Below are 17,508 nucleotides of genomic sequence, written 5' to 3'. Positions count from 1 at the left end.
GTTTTGGATGCCGCTAAGTCAATGGCCTGTGATATACTGAAAACCGGATTGGGCTTGGTTCGTTGAAAAAAGCTACATTTCAATCTTTGCCGATGGAAAGTATGGGCCATTCCGCCTGCGTGTCTGTTCCAAAAGCTGCGACCATTGAAGTACCAAAGCCATGCTTTTCATTGCAAAAGGGTATGACCATGTGGACGATCATTTTGAATAGAATGTTAGCTCAGTTGATCCGGCAAGGCACGCTGATCCTGTATTTTCCAGACGGCAAAATCCAAAGCCACGGCAACGGCAAAGCGCCATCGGTGACGGTGCGGGTGCTGGACGCTGACCTTGTCGGGCGACTGGTGCGCAACCCCGATCTGACTTTGGGCGAGGCCTATGTCGAGGGCAGCCTGACCATCGACGGGGATGATCTGCGCGGCTTATTGGCGCTGGTGATTGCCAACACCAAAGGCGGCGAAGCCCTAGTCTGGTGGCGGCGGATACAGGATGCGGTGCGGGTGATGTTGCGCGGGGCCGCGCAATTCAACAGCACCCGGCGATCTGCCGCCAACGTCGAGCATCACTATGATCTTTCGGGCGCGCTGTATGATTTGTTTCTGGATGCCGACAGGCAGTATTCTTGCGGCTACTTCATCCTTCCCGATGACACGCTGGAACAGGCGCAACATCAAAAGAAGGCGCATATTGCCGCAAAACTGTGCCTGCAACCGGGGATGAGTGTGTTGGACATCGGCTCGGGTTGGGGCGGTATGGCTTTGACTCTGGCGAAGGATTACGGCGCGACGGTGTTGGGCGTGACGCTGTCGCAAGAGCAATACAAACGATCAGTGGAGCGCGCAGCCGAAGCCGGTCTGTCGGATCGGGTGTCGTTTCAGCTGATGGATTATCGCCACCTGACCGGCAGATTTGACCGCATCGTTTCGGTTGGCATGTTCGAGCATGTCGGGGTGCCGCATTATCCCGAATACTTCGCCCAAGTGAAAAACCTGCTTGCCCCCGATGGTATCGCGCTGATCCACAGCATTGGCCGCGCCGCGCCGCCAAGTGCGACCAACCCGTGGATCACAAAATACATCTTCCCCGGCGGCTATGTGCCCGCGCTGTCTGAAATGTCAGCGGCGATGGAGAAATCCGGGCTGTGGCCAACGGATATCGAGGTCTGGCGGCTGCATTACGCCATGACGCTGGCGCATTGGCTGCAACGCTTTGAGGCCAATATGGATAAAATCCGCGCGCTTTATGATGAGCGGTTCTGTCGGATGTGGCGGTATTATCTGGTAGCCTCTGAAATGACCTTCCGGCAGGGCCGGCAATGCGTGTTCCAGATGCAGCTTGCCAACCGACAGGATGCGGTGCCGCTGACGCGCGATTACATCACCGGGGTGTCACGCCCCGATCTTATGCACCGCGCCAGTTTGCACAAAGACCGCTGGGATCAGGCCGCGCAGTGAGTTGCCCACCCAGAGCCGCACGTCCGCCAGATCGGTGGCCGGCAACACCGTTTCACGAATGGTCCCCGCCGCCAGCATCTCGGCGCGCAACACCCCCGGCAGCAGTCCGCAACTAAGGGGCGGCGTACAAAGCCCATCGCCTTGATCGAAAAACACTGTGGTGATCGAGCCGTCGCAGACCTCGCCGCGCTGATTGCGGAAAACCACCTCATCCAAGCCGTCTGGCAGGCAGGCCCGCGCCGCATCGTAAGCCGCGCGGTTTGTCGATTTCACCGTAAGCCAAGGATCGTCCGAGGTCAGCTGCTGGGCGGCCAGCCCAACCCGCCATTCCGGCTTCCCAGCTGGGAGAGAATATGTCTCAACCCCCAGTGCACCCCCTACATCTAGTGTCAGACGCAGCCGCGCGGGCTCTACAGGCACCCTCGCCCGCAAGGCGGCCTCCACCGCCGCCAGATCGCAGCCCCAGCCCAAAGCCCGCGCCGAAGCGGCCAGCCGCGCCAGATGCAGCGGCAACCGCACCAGCCGCTGCCCGTCCCAACCCAGCGTCTCGATCAGCTTCAGGCCGGGCGCACCAGCCCCTGCAGATAACGCGCTTTCCACAACGCCTCCTCCCATTCGCCATCGGCTGTGCTGTCTTGCACCACGCCGCCGCCGACGTTCAATTCTATCGCGCCATCCGCAAACACTGACAACGTGCGGATCGCGACGCTGAACGACGACGCGCCATCCGGCGCCATCCAGCCAATCGCACCACAATAGACGCCGCGCGGGAAGGGTTCGACCTCGTGGATGATCTGCATCGCGCGGATTTTCGGCGCGCCGGTGATGGATCCGCAGGGGAACAGGGCTGGCATCAGCGCGGTCATGCTGGGGGCCTCGATCAGTTGCCCGACCACGCGGCTGACCATCTGATGCACCGTTGCGTAATGTTCCACCGCGAACAGTTCCGGCACCTTGACCGAGCCTATTTGCGCCACCCGGCTGATATCATTACGCAAGAGGTCAACGATCATCAGGTTTTCGGCCTGATCCTTGGTCGAGCCGCGCAAAGCCTCGGCCAGTTCGCCATCGCGCACCGGATCAGCATCGCGCGGCGCGGTGCCCTTCATCGGCCGCGCCTCAATCCGCCCCGCAGCCGTGGTGCGCAAGAACAGCTCGGGGCTGCGCGACACCAGCACCCGACCGCCAAATTCCTCTGGCCCAAAATCGACAAACGCGCCATGCCCCACCGGCTGCCGCGCCCGAAGCGCGCCATAAAGCCCAAGGGCCGAGCCGTGCAGCAACTGCGACCGCAACGGAAAGGTCAGGTTGATCTGATAGCAATCGCCCGCCGCGATATAGCCCATCACCCGATCCATCGCCAAACCATAGTCAGCCCGGTTGATCACGGGTTCCAGCGCCGCCACCGCCACCCCGCGCGCCTGCGATGCCGCCTCTGCCAGCGCCAGCGCCGGATCAGAAGGCCCCGCGAACACCCCAAACGCCAGCAAGGGCCGCGTGGGGTCCGCCGCAGGCATCAGCGCCGCCAGCTTCGGCTCGAATGCATAGCCCGCCTCATAGCCGATGTAGCCCGCGACCCATTTGCCCTGCGCGCGCGCCACATCCAGACGCGCCAAAGCCGGGGCCAGATCCTGCGCATCCTGCGCCACGATCAGCGCCTCTGCGCCGTCAAACAGCGCAAAACCGCCGCCCGGTCCGTCTTCGATCAGGATCACGCCCGCGCCCCTTTTTGCCCTGCCTTACCACCTAGGTCAGTGCCCCGCGCAAATCCACCCCCGAGCCGCCCGTCTTTTGCACATTTGCGACGCGAAAATGTCCGTCGCTGACTCTGGCTTTCGCTGATTCCTGAAAATATCTATTCAATGCTTGCCAGACTGTAAAATCCGCGCTTCCCTACGCTTAGGGACGGCAAAACGCCGCACCTCGCACAATAATAACGACCCATCAACGGTTCGGAGGGAAATGCAATGGCAGCCGACGACTATTCGGACAATCACAAAAGTGAGGATGTAAAAATCCTGCACGGCATGGGCTATGCCCAAGAGCTTTCGCGCTCGATGTCGAAATTCTCTAACTTCGCGATCTCGTTCTCGATCATCTGTATCTTGTCGGGCGGGATCAACTCGTTCGCGCAAGCGATCAGTTCGGTCGGCGGTGCTGGTGCTGGCATCGGCTGGATCGTCGGGTGCATCCTGTCGGGCATGTTCGCGTTGGCAATGGCGCAAATCGCATCAGCCTTCCCGACAGCGGGCGGGCTGTATCACTGGGCCTCGATCTTAGGCGGCCGGTTCTGGGGCTGGCTGACGGCTTGGCTGAACCTTTTGGGCCTTATCACCGTGCTGGGTGCCATCAACATCGGCACCGCCTATTTCTTCGCCGGCACCTTTGGGTCGATGTTCGGCTTTACCGGCACCGACGGCCAAGTTGTGGTTTTCGTCGCGGCGATCACCATCATTCAGGCGTTGTTCAACCACCTTGGCATCAAAGTCACCACGCTGCTGACCGATGTGTCGGGCTACATCATCTTTGCGACCACCGCCGTGCTGGTGCTGGCTTGCCTGTTCTACGCCCCCGCCATCGACATCTCGCGGTTGTGGACGTTTACCAACTACTCTGGCGAAGCGGGTGGCAATGTGTTCCCAGCGTCAGACAACATGGGCTATCTGTTCCTGCTGTGTCTGTTGCTGCCGGTCTATACGATCACCGGCTATGACGCCTCGGCGCATACCTCGGAAGAAACCAAAAACGCCGCGCAATCGGTGCCAGAGGGCATCATCAAAGCGGTGTTCTGGTCATCGCTGATCGGCTGGATCATGATCTGCGCCATCACTTTGGCGATCCCGGATCTGAGCGTGGCTGCGGGCCAAGGCTGGACGATGTTCTACGCCACGATGGATACGATCCTGCCATCGGGCCTGAAAAACATCCTGTATCTTGGGATTCTGATCACCCAACTGCTGTGTGGTCTGGCGACGGTGACTTCGGCCAGCCGGATGCTGTTTGCGTTCTCGCGCGATGACGGCATGCCGATCGGCTCCAAGGCGCTGGCTTCGGTTTCGCCGAAATACCGCACCCCGGTCAACGCGATCTGGACCGCGACCGTGCTGTGTATCCTGTATGTGATCTTGGCGATGTCGATCAAAATCGCGGGCACTTCGATCTATGTGATCGTGGTGAACTCGACGCTGGTGTTCTTGTTCTTGTCGTTCACCGTGCCGCTGGTGGCGGGTCTGTTTGCCTATGGCACCGCCAAATGGCCAAACCCCGGCCCTTGGGCAATGTCTGCGGGCGTCTATAAACTGGTCACGGTTCTGGCCGTGGTTGGCATGGGCGTCATTTTGTTCATCGCCGTCGCCCCGCCGAACGAGCGGGTGCTTTGGGTGGTGCTTGGCTTTATCGCGCTGGCGCTGGTGCTGTGGTTTACGGTTGAAAACCGCCGCTTTGAAGGCCCCCCGACGGGCGAGCGCATCGCCGCCCGCAAAGCCGTGATCGCTGCCGCCGAAAAGGCTGTTGGCGAAAAGGGCTAACACCCCAAACCACATGAAAGGGCGGCCAGCCAGTCTTGGCCGCCCTTTTGCAAATGTGAGGGGTTTCATCTTCGCAGCCCCTTGCGCCCCGGCGTGTGCTGGCTATAACCCGCAAAGTTTTGCGCTCAGGGTCCTGAAGAACGGGGCGCTGAAAGACAGGGGGCCACTATGCCGAAAAGAACCGACATCAAATCCATTATGATCATCGGTGCGGGCCCCATCGTCATCGGTCAGGCCTGCGAGTTCGACTATTCCGGCGCGCAAGCCTGCAAAGCTTTGCGCGAAGAAGGCTATCGGGTGATCTTGGTCAACTCGAACCCCGCCACCATCATGACCGACCCGGGCCTTGCGGATGCGACGTATATCGAGCCGATCACCCCCGAAGTCGTCGCCAAAATTATCGAAAAAGAACGCCCCGATGCTTTGCTGCCCACCATGGGCGGCCAAACCGGCCTGAACACCGCGCTCGCCCTTGCCGACCTTGGTGTGCTTGAGAAATTCGGCGTCGAGTTGATCGGGGCCAAGCGCCCCGCCATTGAGATGGCCGAAGATCGCAAACTGTTCCGCGAGGCGATGGACCGGATCGGGTTGGAAAACCCCAAAGCCACCATCATCGCAGCACCCAAACTGCCCAGCGGCAAATACGACATTTCGGCAGGTGTCGCCGAATGTATGGGTGCCATTGAATACGTGGGCCTGCCCGCCATCATTCGCCCCGCCTTCACTTTGGGCGGCACCGGCGGCGGTGTGGCCTATAACCGCGACGACTACGAGGCGATCTGCCGCTCGGGGTTGGAAGCCAGCCCAATGGCGCAAATCCTGATCGACGAATCGCTTCTAGGTTGGAAAGAATTTGAGATGGAGGTGGTGCGCGACACCGCCGACAACGCCATCATCATCTGCGCGATTGAAAACATCGACCCGATGGGGGTGCATACCGGGGATTCCATCACCGTCGCCCCTGCCCTGACCCTGACCGATAAAGAATACCAGATCATGCGAAACGGCTCGATCGCCGTGCTGCGCGAAATTGGCGTCGAAACTGGCGGATCGAACGTGCAATGGGCGATCAACCCCGCCGATGGCCGCATGGTGGTGATCGAGATGAACCCGCGCGTCTCGCGGTCCTCGGCGCTGGCCTCAAAAGCCACCGGTTTTCCGATTGCGAAAGTCGCGGCCAAACTGGCGGTCGGCTACACGCTGGACGAGCTGGACAACGACATCACCAAAGTCACCCCGGCGTCGTTCGAGCCTTCCATCGACTATGTCGTCACCAAAATCCCGCGCTTTGCGTTTGAGAAATTTCCAGGATCAGAGCCGAACCTCACCACCGCGATGAAATCGGTTGGCGAAGTGATGGCGATTGGCCGCACCATCCACGAGTCGATGCAAAAGGCGCTGGCGTCTTTGGAAACCGGGCTCTCGGGGTTTGACGAAATCGACATCCCCGGCGCACCGGACAAAGTCGCGATCACCTTGGCACTGTCGAAAGCCACCCCCGACCGTATCCGCGTCATCGCCCAAGCCATGCGCCACGGCTTGTCGGATGACGAAATCAACGCGATCACCTCTTTCGATCCGTGGTTCCTTGCCCGCATCCGCGAGATCATCGAGGCCGAAGCCGTCGTTCGCGCCAAAGGCTTGCCGCTCGATGCCACCGGTATCCGCAAGTTGAAAATGATGGGCTTCACCGACGCCCGCCTTGCGATGCTCACCGGCCGGGATGAAGCGCAGATCCGCCGCGCCCGCCGCAACCTTGGCGTCAACGCGGTGTTCAAACGCATCGACACCTGCGCGGCGGAGTTTGAGGCGCAAACCCCCTATATGTATTCCACCTACGAAGCCCCCGCGATGGGCGATGTCGAATGTGAAGCCCGGCCTTCCAATGCCAAAAAAGTCGTCATCCTTGGCGGTGGCCCGAACCGCATCGGCCAAGGCATCGAGTTTGACTATTGCTGCTGCCACGCCTGCTATGCCCTGACCGCGGCGGGCTATGAAACCATCATGATCAACTGCAACCCAGAAACCGTTTCCACCGACTATGACACCTCGGATCGCCTGTATTTTGAACCGCTCACGCTGGAACATGTGTTAGAAATCCTGCGGGTTGAGCAAGAAAACGGCACCCTGCATGGCGTCATCGTGCAATTCGGCGGCCAAACCCCGCTGAAACTGGCCAATGCGCTGCACGCCGAAGGCATCCCGATCTTGGGCACCACGCCAGACGCGATTGATCTCGCCGAAGATCGCGAGCGTTTCCAACAGCTTCTGCACAAGCTGAACCTGAAACAACCGCACAACGGCACCGCGCGTTCGCGCGATGAGGCTTTCGCAGTGGCGAAAGACGTAGGCTATCCGTTGGTCATCCGGCCCTCCTTCGTTTTGGGTGGCCGCGCGATGGAAATCATCCGCGACGACGCCCAGCTTGAACGCTATATCCGCACCGCCGTGCAGGTGTCGGGTGACAGCCCGGTTCTGCTCGACAGCTACCTCTCTGGTGCCATTGAGGTTGACGTAGATGCGTTAAGCGACGGTAAAGACGTGCATGTCGCTGGAATCATGGAACATATTGAGGAAGCCGGCGTGCATTCGGGTGATTCGGCCTGCTGCCTGCCACCGCATTCGCTGACGCCCGAAACAATCGCCGAACTGAAAGCCCAAACCGTGCAGATGGCGCTTGCCCTGAATGTCGTGGGCCTGATGAACGTGCAATTTGCCATCAAAGACGGCGATATCTACGTGCTGGAAGTCAACCCGCGCGCCAGCCGCACCGTGCCTTTCGTCGCCAAAGCCACCGACAGCGCCATCGCCGCGATCGCCGCCCGCCTGATGGCAGGCGAGCCGATGTCAAACTTCCCGATGCGCGCGCCTTACCCCGCAGGCGTTGGCCCCGACACGCCCTTGCCCTTGGCCGATGCCTTCACCCTGGCCGATCCGATAACCCCTTGGTTTAGCGTGAAAGAAGCCGTGCTGCCTTTTGCGCGCTTCCCCGGCGTCGATCCGGTTCTGGGGCCAGAAATGCGCTCCACCGGCGAAGTCATGGGCTGGGACCGCACCTTCGCCTTGGCCTTCCTGAAAGCGCAAATGGGCGCGGGCGTCACCCTGCCAGAATCTGGGCCCGACGCAGGCCGCGTATTTGTGTCGATCAAAGACATGGACAAAACCGCCGCCTTCGCCACCGCGATGCGCGATCTGGTGGCGCTTGGCTTTGAGATCGTCGCCACCCGTGGCACGGCGGCTTGGCTGACCGCGCAAGGCATCAAAACCACGCTGGTCAACAAGGTCTATGAGGGCCGCCCGAACATCGTTGATCGGTTGAAAAACGACGACATCAGCATGGTGATGAACACCACCGAAGGCACCCAAGCCGTCACCGACAGCCGCGATATCCGCCGCGTGGCGCTGATGGACAAGATCCCCTATTTCACCACCGCTGCGGCGAGTATTGCCGTGGTCGAGGCGATGAAGGCTCGGGGTGAGGGCTATGGGGTGCGGACGTTGCAGGGGTAGGGTGGGGTTTCACCCCACCACGCTTAAGCAAATGCCGGGGGCGGTGGGGTGAAACCCCACCCTACTCTGCCATCTTCCTGTCTCTATGGAACGAGGAATACGGCCAATCTTCTGGACGCTCAACCAACCCATGCTTGACTGGATTGATCCAGCAATAATTTACATGCGCATGATAATCCCCGTCACCTCTGATGTGATGTTCCCAAAATCTGCGCTGCCACAGGCCCGCATCCCCCTTCGATACCTTTGAAGCGGATCGTAGGGTGGGGTTCCACCCCACCGCACTTGCAGGATCGGTGGGGTGGAACCCCACCCTACGCAAACTGCGCGTGAAGCGCGATTTGATTGCCCCCCATCGGATCGCGAAATCCCGATCACCCTCCGGCAATGTCCACACGCAATGCAAATGGTCTGGCAATACCACCCAAGCGTCAACCTTGAATGGCCGTTCGTGGCAAGTCGCCCGGACCGACTACCGCAACCGCTCAACCTCGCGGATTAAAAGATCACTGTTTCGGTCAACCAAAGCCACCGTGAAAAACACGGTCGCACCTTTTACTTTGGGTCGGACATAATTCGGCATCCTCAGTGTCTGGCGCCATAAGATTAACAAACCCTTACGCCTTCCCGATACCCCACCAAACGCCCCTCTTGACAAATCCCCCCCAATCCGTCATTTCCGCCACATCCATAGTGCCCGTGCCGCGTGAGCATGTGTAAGGCCATGGATACTGGTTCCCACCGCACGCAGGGGTTCCGCGATGGCCACGGTATTGGGCAAGCGCCTGATGCGAGGGGGTGTCGCTTCCCACTGCCGCCCCTCGGGGTGGACGGGCGGCTATGGGCCGCCGGAAAGACTGTTATGACCACCACTTTCGCAGACCTTGGGCTTTCGGAAACCATCCTGAAAGCACTGGAAAAAACCACCCTCAAGATGCCGTCACCGATTCAGGTGCAGGCGATCCCGCATATCATGGCGGGCAAAGACCTGATGGGTCTGGCGCAGACTGGCACCGGCAAAACCGCCGCGTTTGGCCTGCCTTTGCTGCACCGTATCCTTGATCTGGGCCACCCGCCGGCGCCGAAAACCGTGCGGGCTTTGATCTTGGCCCCGACCCGCGAGCTTGTCGCCCAAATCGCGGATAACCTTGAGGTTTTCACCAAAGGCACTTCCGTTAAAGTCGCCATGGTTGTTGGTGGTGCCTCGCTGTTCAAGCAAGCCGAACGGCTGAAGCGCGGCGCCGATATCCTTGTCGCCACCCCCGGCCGCCTGATCGACCTTCTAGAGCGTGGCGATGTCAGCCTTAGCGCCACCGGCTATCTGGTGCTGGATGAGGCCGACCACATGCTTGATATGGGTTTCATCCATTCTTTGCGCAAAATCGCCAAGCATATCCCGCTGAAACGCCAGACCCTGCTGTTCTCGGCGACCATGCCGAAGGATATCGAAGAACTGGCGTCGACCTATCTGCAAAACCCGATCAAGGTGCAAGTCGCCCCTCCGGGCAAGCCGGTAGAGCGGATCGACCAAGGCGTGCATTACCTGCCGAACGGCGATAAAGCACTGATGCTGAAAGAATATCTGCTGAAGCATCCGGGCGAGCAGGCCTTGGTGTTTGGCCGCACCAAGCATGGTTCGGAAAAGCTGATGAAGCTTTTGGTGGCTTGGGGCTTTAAGGCAGGCTCGATCCACGGCAACAAAAGCCAGAACCAGCGCGACCGCACTTTGACCGAATTCCGCAAGGCTGAACTCGATGTGCTGGTGGCAACTGACGTTGCTTCGCGTGGCATCGACATTCCGGGCGTGCGCTTTGTCTATAACTTTGACATGCCGAACGTGCCAGAAAACTACGTTCACCGCATTGGCCGGACAGCACGCGCGGGCAAAGAGGGCACCTCGATTTCCTTCTGCGCGCCTGCGGAAATGGGCGAATTGCAAGCCATTGAAAAGCTGCTGAAAAAACCGATCCCGATCTTGGGTGGCGCGCCTTGGGCTGCTGACGCCGTTGCTGCCGCACCGAAACCCGGCCAGAATCGTGGCCAGCGCCCCGGCATGAGCCGTGGGGGGCAAAAGCCCGGCAGCCAACCGATCCAACGTGCGGCCCCCGGCAAGCCCGGTGCGAAACCGATGGGCAAGCCGAAGCCCGCAGGCGGCAGCTTTGCACCGCGCCGCGCTGATGGTGCGGCCAAGCCGCGCTCGGCTGTGGCCCGTACACCGCGCTAACAGCACCTGCTAAAACAAAAAGCGCCCGGAGATCATCCGGGCGCTTTTTTCTACGGCTGAAAGCCAGCCTTAGCTGACCTCATCCTCAAGGTTCAGCTTCATATCCAGCAGAACCTGTTGGATCGCCAAGGTTTCCCGCAGCATCCGCTTGGCTTCGTTGACCGAAATCACACCATCGCCAATCGCCGTGTTATACTCGGCCATCAGCATGGCAAAGCGCTGCGCCAGCGCCACCACATCGGCATTCACACCCTTGCTGTCGGCGTTGCGCTTTTCGGGATCGTAGCTGAGCGTGATGCCGCGCAGATCGGCCAAAGCCGAGGTGACATGCGGAAACCGCGCTGCCGATTCAAGCTGCGCCACCACGTCAATCGGCATGAAGCGGTCGTCATGCTCACCCGAATCCGAATAATACCGCCCCAGCGTCGCCTTTGACTTGCCGGTCAACGCACAAGCGGCCTCGATGCCGACATCTTTCACCAGCGCTTCGGTGTGTTTTTTCAAATAGCTTTCGGTGCTCATAATCTGCTCCACCCTCCCCTTGCGGCTAATCCGGGGAATTCATTCTATCTTTTCCCATTAATCCCGCCCTAAGGATTTGTCATGCATAAAGGCGTTCCGGGCAACCGGAATGCGTAGTGAGTGGCCAACGCCCCCCGCGTTGGTGTGGGTGGGGTTCCGTCGTGCAAAGGCCCAGCAGGGTGATCTGTGGCAAGTGTCACGGTCGCACGGCGGGCCTACCGATTGAGTTTGCGTTTGGGCTTGCCCGAACGCGCGTCACCATTTGCGGCGGGTCTGCTTTGGCCCCACCCTGTATGTGCCTTGTCGTTTCTGTGCCTGTAGCGTCGTGCGTCTGTTGCCTCGTGTACCCGTGTGTTTTGGTGTCCCGTTGTTTCGCGGCGGCAAGCCCCGGTGATCGCTTCGCACGGGCTTGCCAGCAGCCTTGGCCATGCGCTAGATCGGCGCATGGCCAAGCTGTATTTCCATTACTCGACGATGAACGCAGGCAAATCGACCCTGCTGCTGCAAGCCGCGCACAACTACCGCGAGGGCGGGATGCAGACCTATCTGATCACCGCACAATTCGACAACCGCGCAGGCGAGGGCCGGATCGCCAGCCGCATCGGCATTGGCGAGGCGGCGGATACGTTCGCCCCCGAGGATGATCTGTTTGCCAAACTAGTCGCCCGCTTTGCCCAAGGCCCAGTGGCTTGCGTCTTCATCGACGAGTCGCAGTTTTTGACCAAAGCGCAGGTTTGGCAGCTTGCGCGCGCGGTGGATGATCTGGGCGTGCCGGTGATGTGCTATGGGCTTCGCGTTGATTTCCAAGGCAATCTTTTCCCCGGCTCGGCGGCATTGCTCGCTTGGGCTGATGAAATGCGCGAGGTGCGCACAATCTGCCACTGCGGCAAGAAGGCCACCATGGTGATGCGGCGTGGCCCGGATGGCCGGGCACTGAAAGACGGCGAACAGGTGCAGATCGGCGGCAATGAAACCTATGTTTCGCTTTGCCGCCGCCATTGGCGCGAAGCGGTGGGCGCCTAGCCGCAGCTTGGCCTTTGCGGGCCACCTCGCTTACCCGATGCGCGCGGCGCGGCAAGCAAAGGGCGGCGTTAGCCCTCTTGCGCCTTCGCCCGCAGCGCGATCATCGACCCTGCGGCCACAATCAGCCCCATCCCGAACACCGCCAAAGCTGTCAGCGTCTCGCCCCAGATCAGATAAGACCAGAACGCCGAGGCGGGCAGGATGATATATTCCAGCACGCTCGCCCGGCTGGCGTCCGTGATCTGATAGGCGCGGATCATCATGCCCACCCCCAGCAGCGATCCCGCCGCCTGCACAAAAGTCCAGAAATAGAACTCCTCCGAAGCCCAAACCGCCCCGCGTTGCAAAAATCCATCCGTCCCCAACGGCACTGCAATCGGCCAGACCGCCAGCACGGCCATACCCACGGCCCCAATCACCCCCAAGGCCAAAAAGAACCCGGCCAGCAAAGTCTCGGCGCTTTCCTCGGGGCACCATTCGCGCGTCGCAATATTGCCCATCGCATACATCGCACCCGCGATCACCGGCAACAAAGCCGCCACAGATGCCCCCGACATCGCTTCCGGCCCCAGCACCAGAATGACGCCGATAAACCCCACCGCGACCGCGATAATCCGTACCGGGCCAATGGCATGGCCATAAGCAAAGCGCGAAATCAGCAGCACGAAAATCGGCGCGGTGAACAGACCGGCGGCGACCAAAGCCACGGGCAGAAACGCCAAAGCCCCGAAATAGATCACCATGGCCGCGCCATGAATGCTGGACCGCGCCAGCACGGCCCGCAGGTTCACCGGGCGCAAGCGCAGCCCGAACACCACCGCAAGCACCCCTAGCAGGATCATCGCGATGAAGGTGCGGGTGAAGTGGAACTGCCACAGCCCAGCTTCAGACGCGATCACCTTCACATAATTATCGGTGAAGCCGATGATCATCGCATAGGTAAAGATCAATCCGGCGGCGGCTAAAGTATGGTCTTTCGTCGCGGACATGGCATGATCCTTCGGTATTCAACTTCCCAACTGCCCGGAACGCTTCCACTCTGCACGTCAGAATGCGACATATCGCACAGGGTTTCGGGGAGACGACACAATGGGCTGGTTGGCAGATGAAACCGGGCTTGGCAAAACGCGGGCCAACTATGCGCCGCTGACACCTTTGTCACACCTGCGCCGCGCGTCCGATGTGTTTGCGCATCGCACCGCATTGGTGTGGAAATCCACCCGTCTGAGCTATGCCGACTATGCCACCCGCGTCAGCCAGCTTGCCTCTGCCCTCGCCCAACGCGGCATCCAGCCCGGCGATGTGGTGGCGACCCTGCTGCCGAATATCCCCGCACAGGCCGAGGCGCATTTCGGCGTGCCCGCTTGTGGGGCGGTGCTAAACACCATCAACACAAGGCTGGAGGCCGATACCGTCGCCTATATCTTCGGTCATGCGGGTGCGAAACTGCTGCTCTGCGACACAGCCTTTCTGCCCTTGGCCGAAGCCGCCATTGCCCAGATGACCACCCAAGCGCCGCAGATCATTGAGGTGGTCGATCACGGCTTTACCGCCTCGGGCCGCTACGCGGTCTATGAGGACATGCTGGCCACGGGTGATCCCGATTTCCAATGGCTGATGCCGGAAGATGAATGGGAAAGCTTGACGATCAACTACACTTCCGGCACCACCGGGCGCCCAAAGGGCGTTGTCACCCACCATCGCGGCGCCTATCTGGCGGCCACCGCCAACGCGCTGGCGTGGCGGATGCAGCTGTTCCCGACCTATCTGACCATCGTGCCGCTGTTTCACTGCAACGGCTGGTGCCATGCGTGGATGATCCCGATGCTCGGCGGCACCGTGGTCTGCTGCCGCGATGTCACCGCCAAAGCGATCTATGACGCCATCGCCGATGAAGGTGTGACCCATTTCGGCGGCGCGCCGATTGTGTTGAACACCATGATCAACTGCAAACCCGAAGACCGCCGCGGCTTTGCCCACATCGTCGAGGTCTTCACCGCAGGCGCCCCGCCCCCCGCCGCCACCCTCGCGGCGTTTGAACCGCTCGGCTTCAATGTCACCCAAGTTTACGGCCTCACCGAAACCTATGGCCCTGCCACCGAATGTCTGTGGCAAACCGAATGGAACGCCGTCCCCGAAGATCGCGCAGGCCTGAAAGCCCGCACCGGGGTGGCGATGGCAATGCTGGAGGGGGCTGAAGTCCACGACACAGAAGGCAACCCCGTCCCCCGCGATGGCGCGCATCTGGGCGAGATCGCCATGCGCGGCAATATGGTGATGAAGGGCTATTACAAAAACCCCGAGGCCACCGCCGAGGCGTTCAAGGACGGTTGGTTCCGCACGGGTGACATCGCGGTCCAAACCGCTGACGGCTATCTGAAAATCACCGACCGCGCCAAAGACATCATCATCTCGGGCGGCGAGAACGTGTCCTCGGTCGAGGTCGAAGGCGCGTTGATGCACCACCCCGCGGTGCTGCTTTGCGCCGTGGTCGCCAAGCCTGATGCGAAATGGGGCGAGGTGCCTTGCGCCTTTGTCGAACTGAAACCGGGGTCGAGTGCCACCGAGGCCGAGTTGATCGCGCATTGCCGCACCCGCCTTGCGGGTTTCAAAACCCCCAAATTCGTAGTGTTTGCCGAGCTTCCCAAGACCTCGACCGGAAAAATCCAGAAGTTTGAACTGCGTGCCGTGGCGAAACTGATGGACGCCTGATTGTGGCCTGTGCCGCAACTGGCTATCGTCACCGTATGAGAACAGGCAAAGACATCTCCGCGCCATGACGGCGCTTCGCAAATACCTGCGGCTGGAAAGTCCGGGGCTGTGGCGCGAAACCCCTGCGGCGCAACTGCGCGAGGTTGTCGTTGGCCTGCGCGAAGCCACCATCGTGCTGTCAGACCCAAAGACCGAAATGGCGCTGGCGCAGTGGTCGCTGCCCGCGCTGACCCGGCTGAACCCCGGCAAACTGCCCGCGCTCTACAGCCCCGGTCAGGATGATCCCGAAACGCTCGAGGTCGACGACCCCGAGATGATGGCGGCGCTGGACACCGTACGCAGCGCCTTGGAACGCCGCCGCCCGAAACCGGGCCGTTTGCGCGGCGTGCTCTTGGGCAGCTTTGGTGCTGCGATCAGCGCGCTGGCGGTGTTCTGGTTGCCGGGAAAACTGATCGACTACACCGCCGCCATGCTGCCCCCCGCCACCCGCAGCGAGTTGGGCAAACTGGCGCTGCAAGACCTGACCAAAGTCACCGGATCACCCTGCACCGGCAAGGCTGGCACGGCGGCCTCAGTGGCTTTGGGCCTGCGGCTGAACCCGATCCATCCGCCACATGTGCTGGTGGTGCGCGATGCGCTGCAAGCCCCGCTGGCACTACCCGGCGATCTGCTGATCCTGCCCGAAAAGCTGGTACAGACCAGCACGCCCGACGTGCTCGCAGGCTATATGATTGCCGCCACGCGCCAAGCCGCGCTGCAAGACCCAATGCAGCCGCTGCTGGAAAAGGCTGGCCTGATGACCACCATACGCCTGCTCGCCAGTGGCGCGATTGCGACAGATGCGCTGACGGGCTACGGCCAAAGCCTGCTGACGCCGCCTGCGATCACACTGTCGGATGAAGCCCTGCTCGCCGCCTTCACTGCGGCGAAAGTCACCGCGCAACCCTATGCCTATGCCTTGGATAAATCCGGCGAAACCACCCTGCCGCTGATCGAGGCCGACCCGGTCCCGAACGGAAGCGAGCCCGAGGTTCTCAGCGACAAGCACTGGAAAGCGCTGCAAACCATCTGCACGGGATGACCCTGCACACATCGCAAAAAACAAGAAGTTAACGCTGCATCAATCTGATGAAGCACAATATATAGTGGTTTTCGCGCCATATTTTCGATGATTGCCACAAGTGATTCCCCGCGGGGAAAACCTTGCTGCGAAAAAAAGCCCCCCGGCGCAAACCGAGTGGCCTCCTAAATCACAGTCTAAACCCTTAGCGGATATAAGCGTCGCCAAACCCGGCCCCGCGCGCGATCCGCAAGGCCGCTTGCGCATCAGCGCCTGAACCAAACGGCCCCGCCATCACGATCTGCAAATCCTTGCCACCCCGGTTCAGCTTCGACTTTGCGACAGGCAGGCCCAAAGCCTGCAACTGTGCCGCAGCCCCCGCCGCATTGGCGGGCACGCCAAAGGTGCCAATCTGCACCCAAGCGCCGCCACGCACGGCTTTCGGCGCAGCCTCGGCCTGCCCTTTTGAGGACACCGTCACCAAAGCCACGGGCTTGAGCTTGCGGGTTTTGGCCTTTTGCACATCGGTGATCAGCTGCGCCGGAACATCTCGCGTCCACAACTGATCCTGCGCCGCCTGTCCCTCTGCCGTGCCAACGCCGCGCAGCGGGTTCAGGCGGTCATCCGTCCAAGCCACTTTATAGCCCTTCGGCACCACCACATCCGGCAGCGCAGCAGAGGCGTAGACCGGCGCCGCAGCCACCCGCCCGACGCCTGAATTATTCGCCCGCGCCACCTGCACAGGCTCGCTCAGCGCCGCTCCAACACCCGCGCCACGCGGATAGATCGGCGGCCGCCAGCCGGTCAATGTACCATCGCCGCGCGTGCAAACCACCGCCGTGCCGCCGTTGCGCAACCGCACCACTTCCGCCACCGGAGCCGAGGTATAACAGCCGATCTTGCCCGCAGCAGGTCCCGACGTCGCCGCCCGCTCATAAGACTGCGCCGGGGTCGGCAAGCTCGCCACCAGACTTGCGGTCGGATGCTGCACCCGCACCTGCGGCACAGGCTTGACCACCACCGCTTCGGGCATCATCGCACTTGCCACCGTCGCCATCGGCGCATTGGCTTTCGCGGGCTTCACCATCACAGGGGCCGCAGCCACCACCACAGGCGCAACCTTGACCGGAGCCACATCTTCAGCAACTTCAATCGCGGCATGCGGCCCAAAAGTTGGCGGATAGCCGCACAGAACCTTGTGCCTGCGGTCGACCCGCGCCACCCATTGCGCAGCACCCGCGTAGCTTGCGTTCATGAAAACGCAGCCCCGGCTGTCAACGTATTGCGCGCCCTTAAAGCTAGCCGGCGGGCGTTCAGCAGGTTGGCCAATCTGCGCCACTGTCTGCGCAGAGGCCACAATCGGACCCATCACAGCCGCAAACACGGCGACCGATACAATCTTAAATAGCATGACTACCCCCAAGTAGCTTTGGGAACAGGATGCGTCAGGATTGTTTCCGAGTAAAGGGGGCTAAG

Annotated in this window: 12 protein-coding genes; 7 read left to right on the top strand and 5 right to left on the bottom strand. The window is 60.9% G+C overall.

Annotated elements, in window-relative coordinates:
• Window positions 1-188 precede the first annotated feature (188 nt).
• The gene (locus Q7V03_RS11140) at window positions 189-1,454 is read left to right on the top strand and encodes a cyclopropane-fatty-acyl-phospholipid synthase family protein (RefSeq protein WP_304925669.1); all 1,266 of its coding nucleotides are present in this window, start codon (window positions 189-191) and stop codon (window positions 1,452-1,454) included.
• Here the strand turns inward: Q7V03_RS11140 and Q7V03_RS11135 are convergent.
• Together Q7V03_RS11135 and Q7V03_RS11130 are read right to left on the bottom strand one after the other, a co-directional pair.
• Window positions 1,389-2,054: an aminotransferase class IV family protein gene (locus Q7V03_RS11135; protein WP_370651107.1), complete on the bottom strand. Its 666-nt coding sequence runs from the start codon at window positions 2,052-2,054 to the stop codon at window positions 1,389-1,391. The genes Q7V03_RS11140 and Q7V03_RS11135 overlap by 66 nt on opposite strands.
• A complete protein-coding gene (locus Q7V03_RS11130) occupies window positions 2,012-3,169 on the bottom strand; it encodes an aminodeoxychorismate synthase component I (RefSeq protein WP_304925667.1) in 1,158 nt (385 codons plus the stop codon). The genes Q7V03_RS11135 and Q7V03_RS11130 overlap by 43 nt, the downstream gene beginning before the upstream one ends.
• Window positions 3,170-3,421: 252 nt before the next feature.
• On the opposite strand from Q7V03_RS11130, the gene Q7V03_RS11125 reads away from it, so the two are divergent.
• The 3 genes from Q7V03_RS11125 (at window position 3,422) to Q7V03_RS11115 (ending at window position 10,715) form a co-directional block, all read left to right on the top strand.
• Window positions 3,422-4,981, top strand: coding sequence for an amino acid permease (locus Q7V03_RS11125; protein WP_304925666.1), 1,560 nt, complete (start codon window positions 3,422-3,424; stop codon window positions 4,979-4,981).
• Between the two features lie 168 nt (window positions 4,982-5,149).
• Entirely contained in the window at window positions 5,150-8,491 is a 3,342-nt protein-coding gene (gene carB / locus Q7V03_RS11120; RefSeq protein WP_304925665.1) for a carbamoyl-phosphate synthase large subunit, read from the top strand.
• Window positions 8,492-9,353: 862 nt separating this feature from the next.
• On the top strand, window positions 9,354-10,715 hold the full coding sequence (locus Q7V03_RS11115) for a DEAD/DEAH box helicase (RefSeq protein WP_304925664.1): 1,362 nt from the start codon (window positions 9,354-9,356) through the stop codon (window positions 10,713-10,715).
• Between the two features lie 69 nt (window positions 10,716-10,784).
• Here Q7V03_RS11115 and Q7V03_RS11110 read toward each other — a convergent pair whose 3' ends face one another.
• A complete protein-coding gene (locus Q7V03_RS11110; RefSeq protein WP_054006898.1) occupies window positions 10,785-11,237 on the bottom strand; it encodes a hypothetical protein in 453 nt (150 codons plus the stop codon).
• 444 nt (window positions 11,238-11,681) lie between these two features.
• On the opposite strand from Q7V03_RS11110, the gene Q7V03_RS11105 reads away from it, so the two are divergent.
• Window positions 11,682-12,260: a thymidine kinase gene (locus Q7V03_RS11105; protein ID WP_304925885.1), complete on the top strand. Its 579-nt coding sequence runs from the start codon at window positions 11,682-11,684 to the stop codon at window positions 12,258-12,260.
• 68 nt (window positions 12,261-12,328) lie between these two features.
• On the opposite strand, the gene Q7V03_RS11100 is transcribed toward Q7V03_RS11105, so the two are convergent.
• Window positions 12,329-13,249: a DMT family transporter gene (locus Q7V03_RS11100; protein ID WP_304925663.1), complete on the bottom strand. Its 921-nt coding sequence runs from the start codon at window positions 13,247-13,249 to the stop codon at window positions 12,329-12,331.
• 100 nt (window positions 13,250-13,349) lie between these two features.
• Here Q7V03_RS11100 and Q7V03_RS11095 point away from each other — a divergent pair, with 100 nt between their 5' ends.
• Window positions 13,350-14,972, top strand: coding sequence for an AMP-binding protein (locus Q7V03_RS11095; protein ID WP_304925662.1), 1,623 nt, complete (start codon window positions 13,350-13,352; stop codon window positions 14,970-14,972).
• A 64-nt stretch (window positions 14,973-15,036) separates the two neighbouring features.
• Window positions 15,037-16,053 (top strand): hypothetical protein, encoded by a 1,017-nt coding sequence (locus Q7V03_RS11090; protein ID WP_304925661.1) that lies wholly within the window; start codon window positions 15,037-15,039, stop codon window positions 16,051-16,053.
• Between the two features lie 184 nt (window positions 16,054-16,237).
• On the opposite strand, the gene Q7V03_RS11085 is transcribed toward Q7V03_RS11090, so the two are convergent.
• Window positions 16,238-17,443, bottom strand: coding sequence for an SPOR domain-containing protein (locus Q7V03_RS11085; protein WP_304925660.1), 1,206 nt, complete (start codon window positions 17,441-17,443; stop codon window positions 16,238-16,240).
• Window positions 17,444-17,508 lie beyond the last annotated feature (65 nt).

This window comes from Cypionkella sp., assembly GCF_030652235.1.
Taxonomy (GTDB): Bacteria; Pseudomonadota; Alphaproteobacteria; order Rhodobacterales; family Rhodobacteraceae; genus Cypionkella.
This window is presented reverse-complemented; position numbering and strand designations above follow the sequence as displayed.

Bases quoted from the DNA above. Each gene is read 5' to 3' on its own strand.
- Q7V03_RS11140 (WP_304925669.1), top strand. From the start codon at position 189: ATGTGGACGATCATTTTGAATAGAATGTTAGCTCAGTTGATCCGGCAA.
- Q7V03_RS11125 (WP_304925666.1), top strand. From the start codon at position 3,422: ATGGCAGCCGACGACTATTCGGACAATCACAAAAGTGAGGATGTAAAA.
- carB (WP_304925665.1), top strand. From the start codon at position 5,150: ATGCCGAAAAGAACCGACATCAAATCCATTATGATCATCGGTGCGGGC.
- Q7V03_RS11115 (WP_304925664.1), top strand. From the start codon at position 9,354: ATGACCACCACTTTCGCAGACCTTGGGCTTTCGGAAACCATCCTGAAA.
- Q7V03_RS11110 (WP_054006898.1), bottom strand. From the start codon at position 11,237: ATGAGCACCGAAAGCTATTTGAAAAAACACACCGAAGCGCTGGTGAAA.
- Q7V03_RS11105 (WP_304925885.1), top strand. From the start codon at position 11,682: ATGGCCAAGCTGTATTTCCATTACTCGACGATGAACGCAGGCAAATCG.
- Q7V03_RS11100 (WP_304925663.1), bottom strand. From the start codon at position 13,249: ATGTCCGCGACGAAAGACCATACTTTAGCCGCCGCCGGATTGATCTTT.
- Q7V03_RS11095 (WP_304925662.1), top strand. From the start codon at position 13,350: ATGGGCTGGTTGGCAGATGAAACCGGGCTTGGCAAAACGCGGGCCAAC.
- Q7V03_RS11090 (WP_304925661.1), top strand. From the start codon at position 15,037: ATGACGGCGCTTCGCAAATACCTGCGGCTGGAAAGTCCGGGGCTGTGG.
- Q7V03_RS11085 (WP_304925660.1), bottom strand. From the start codon at position 17,443: ATGCTATTTAAGATTGTATCGGTCGCCGTGTTTGCGGCTGTGATGGGT.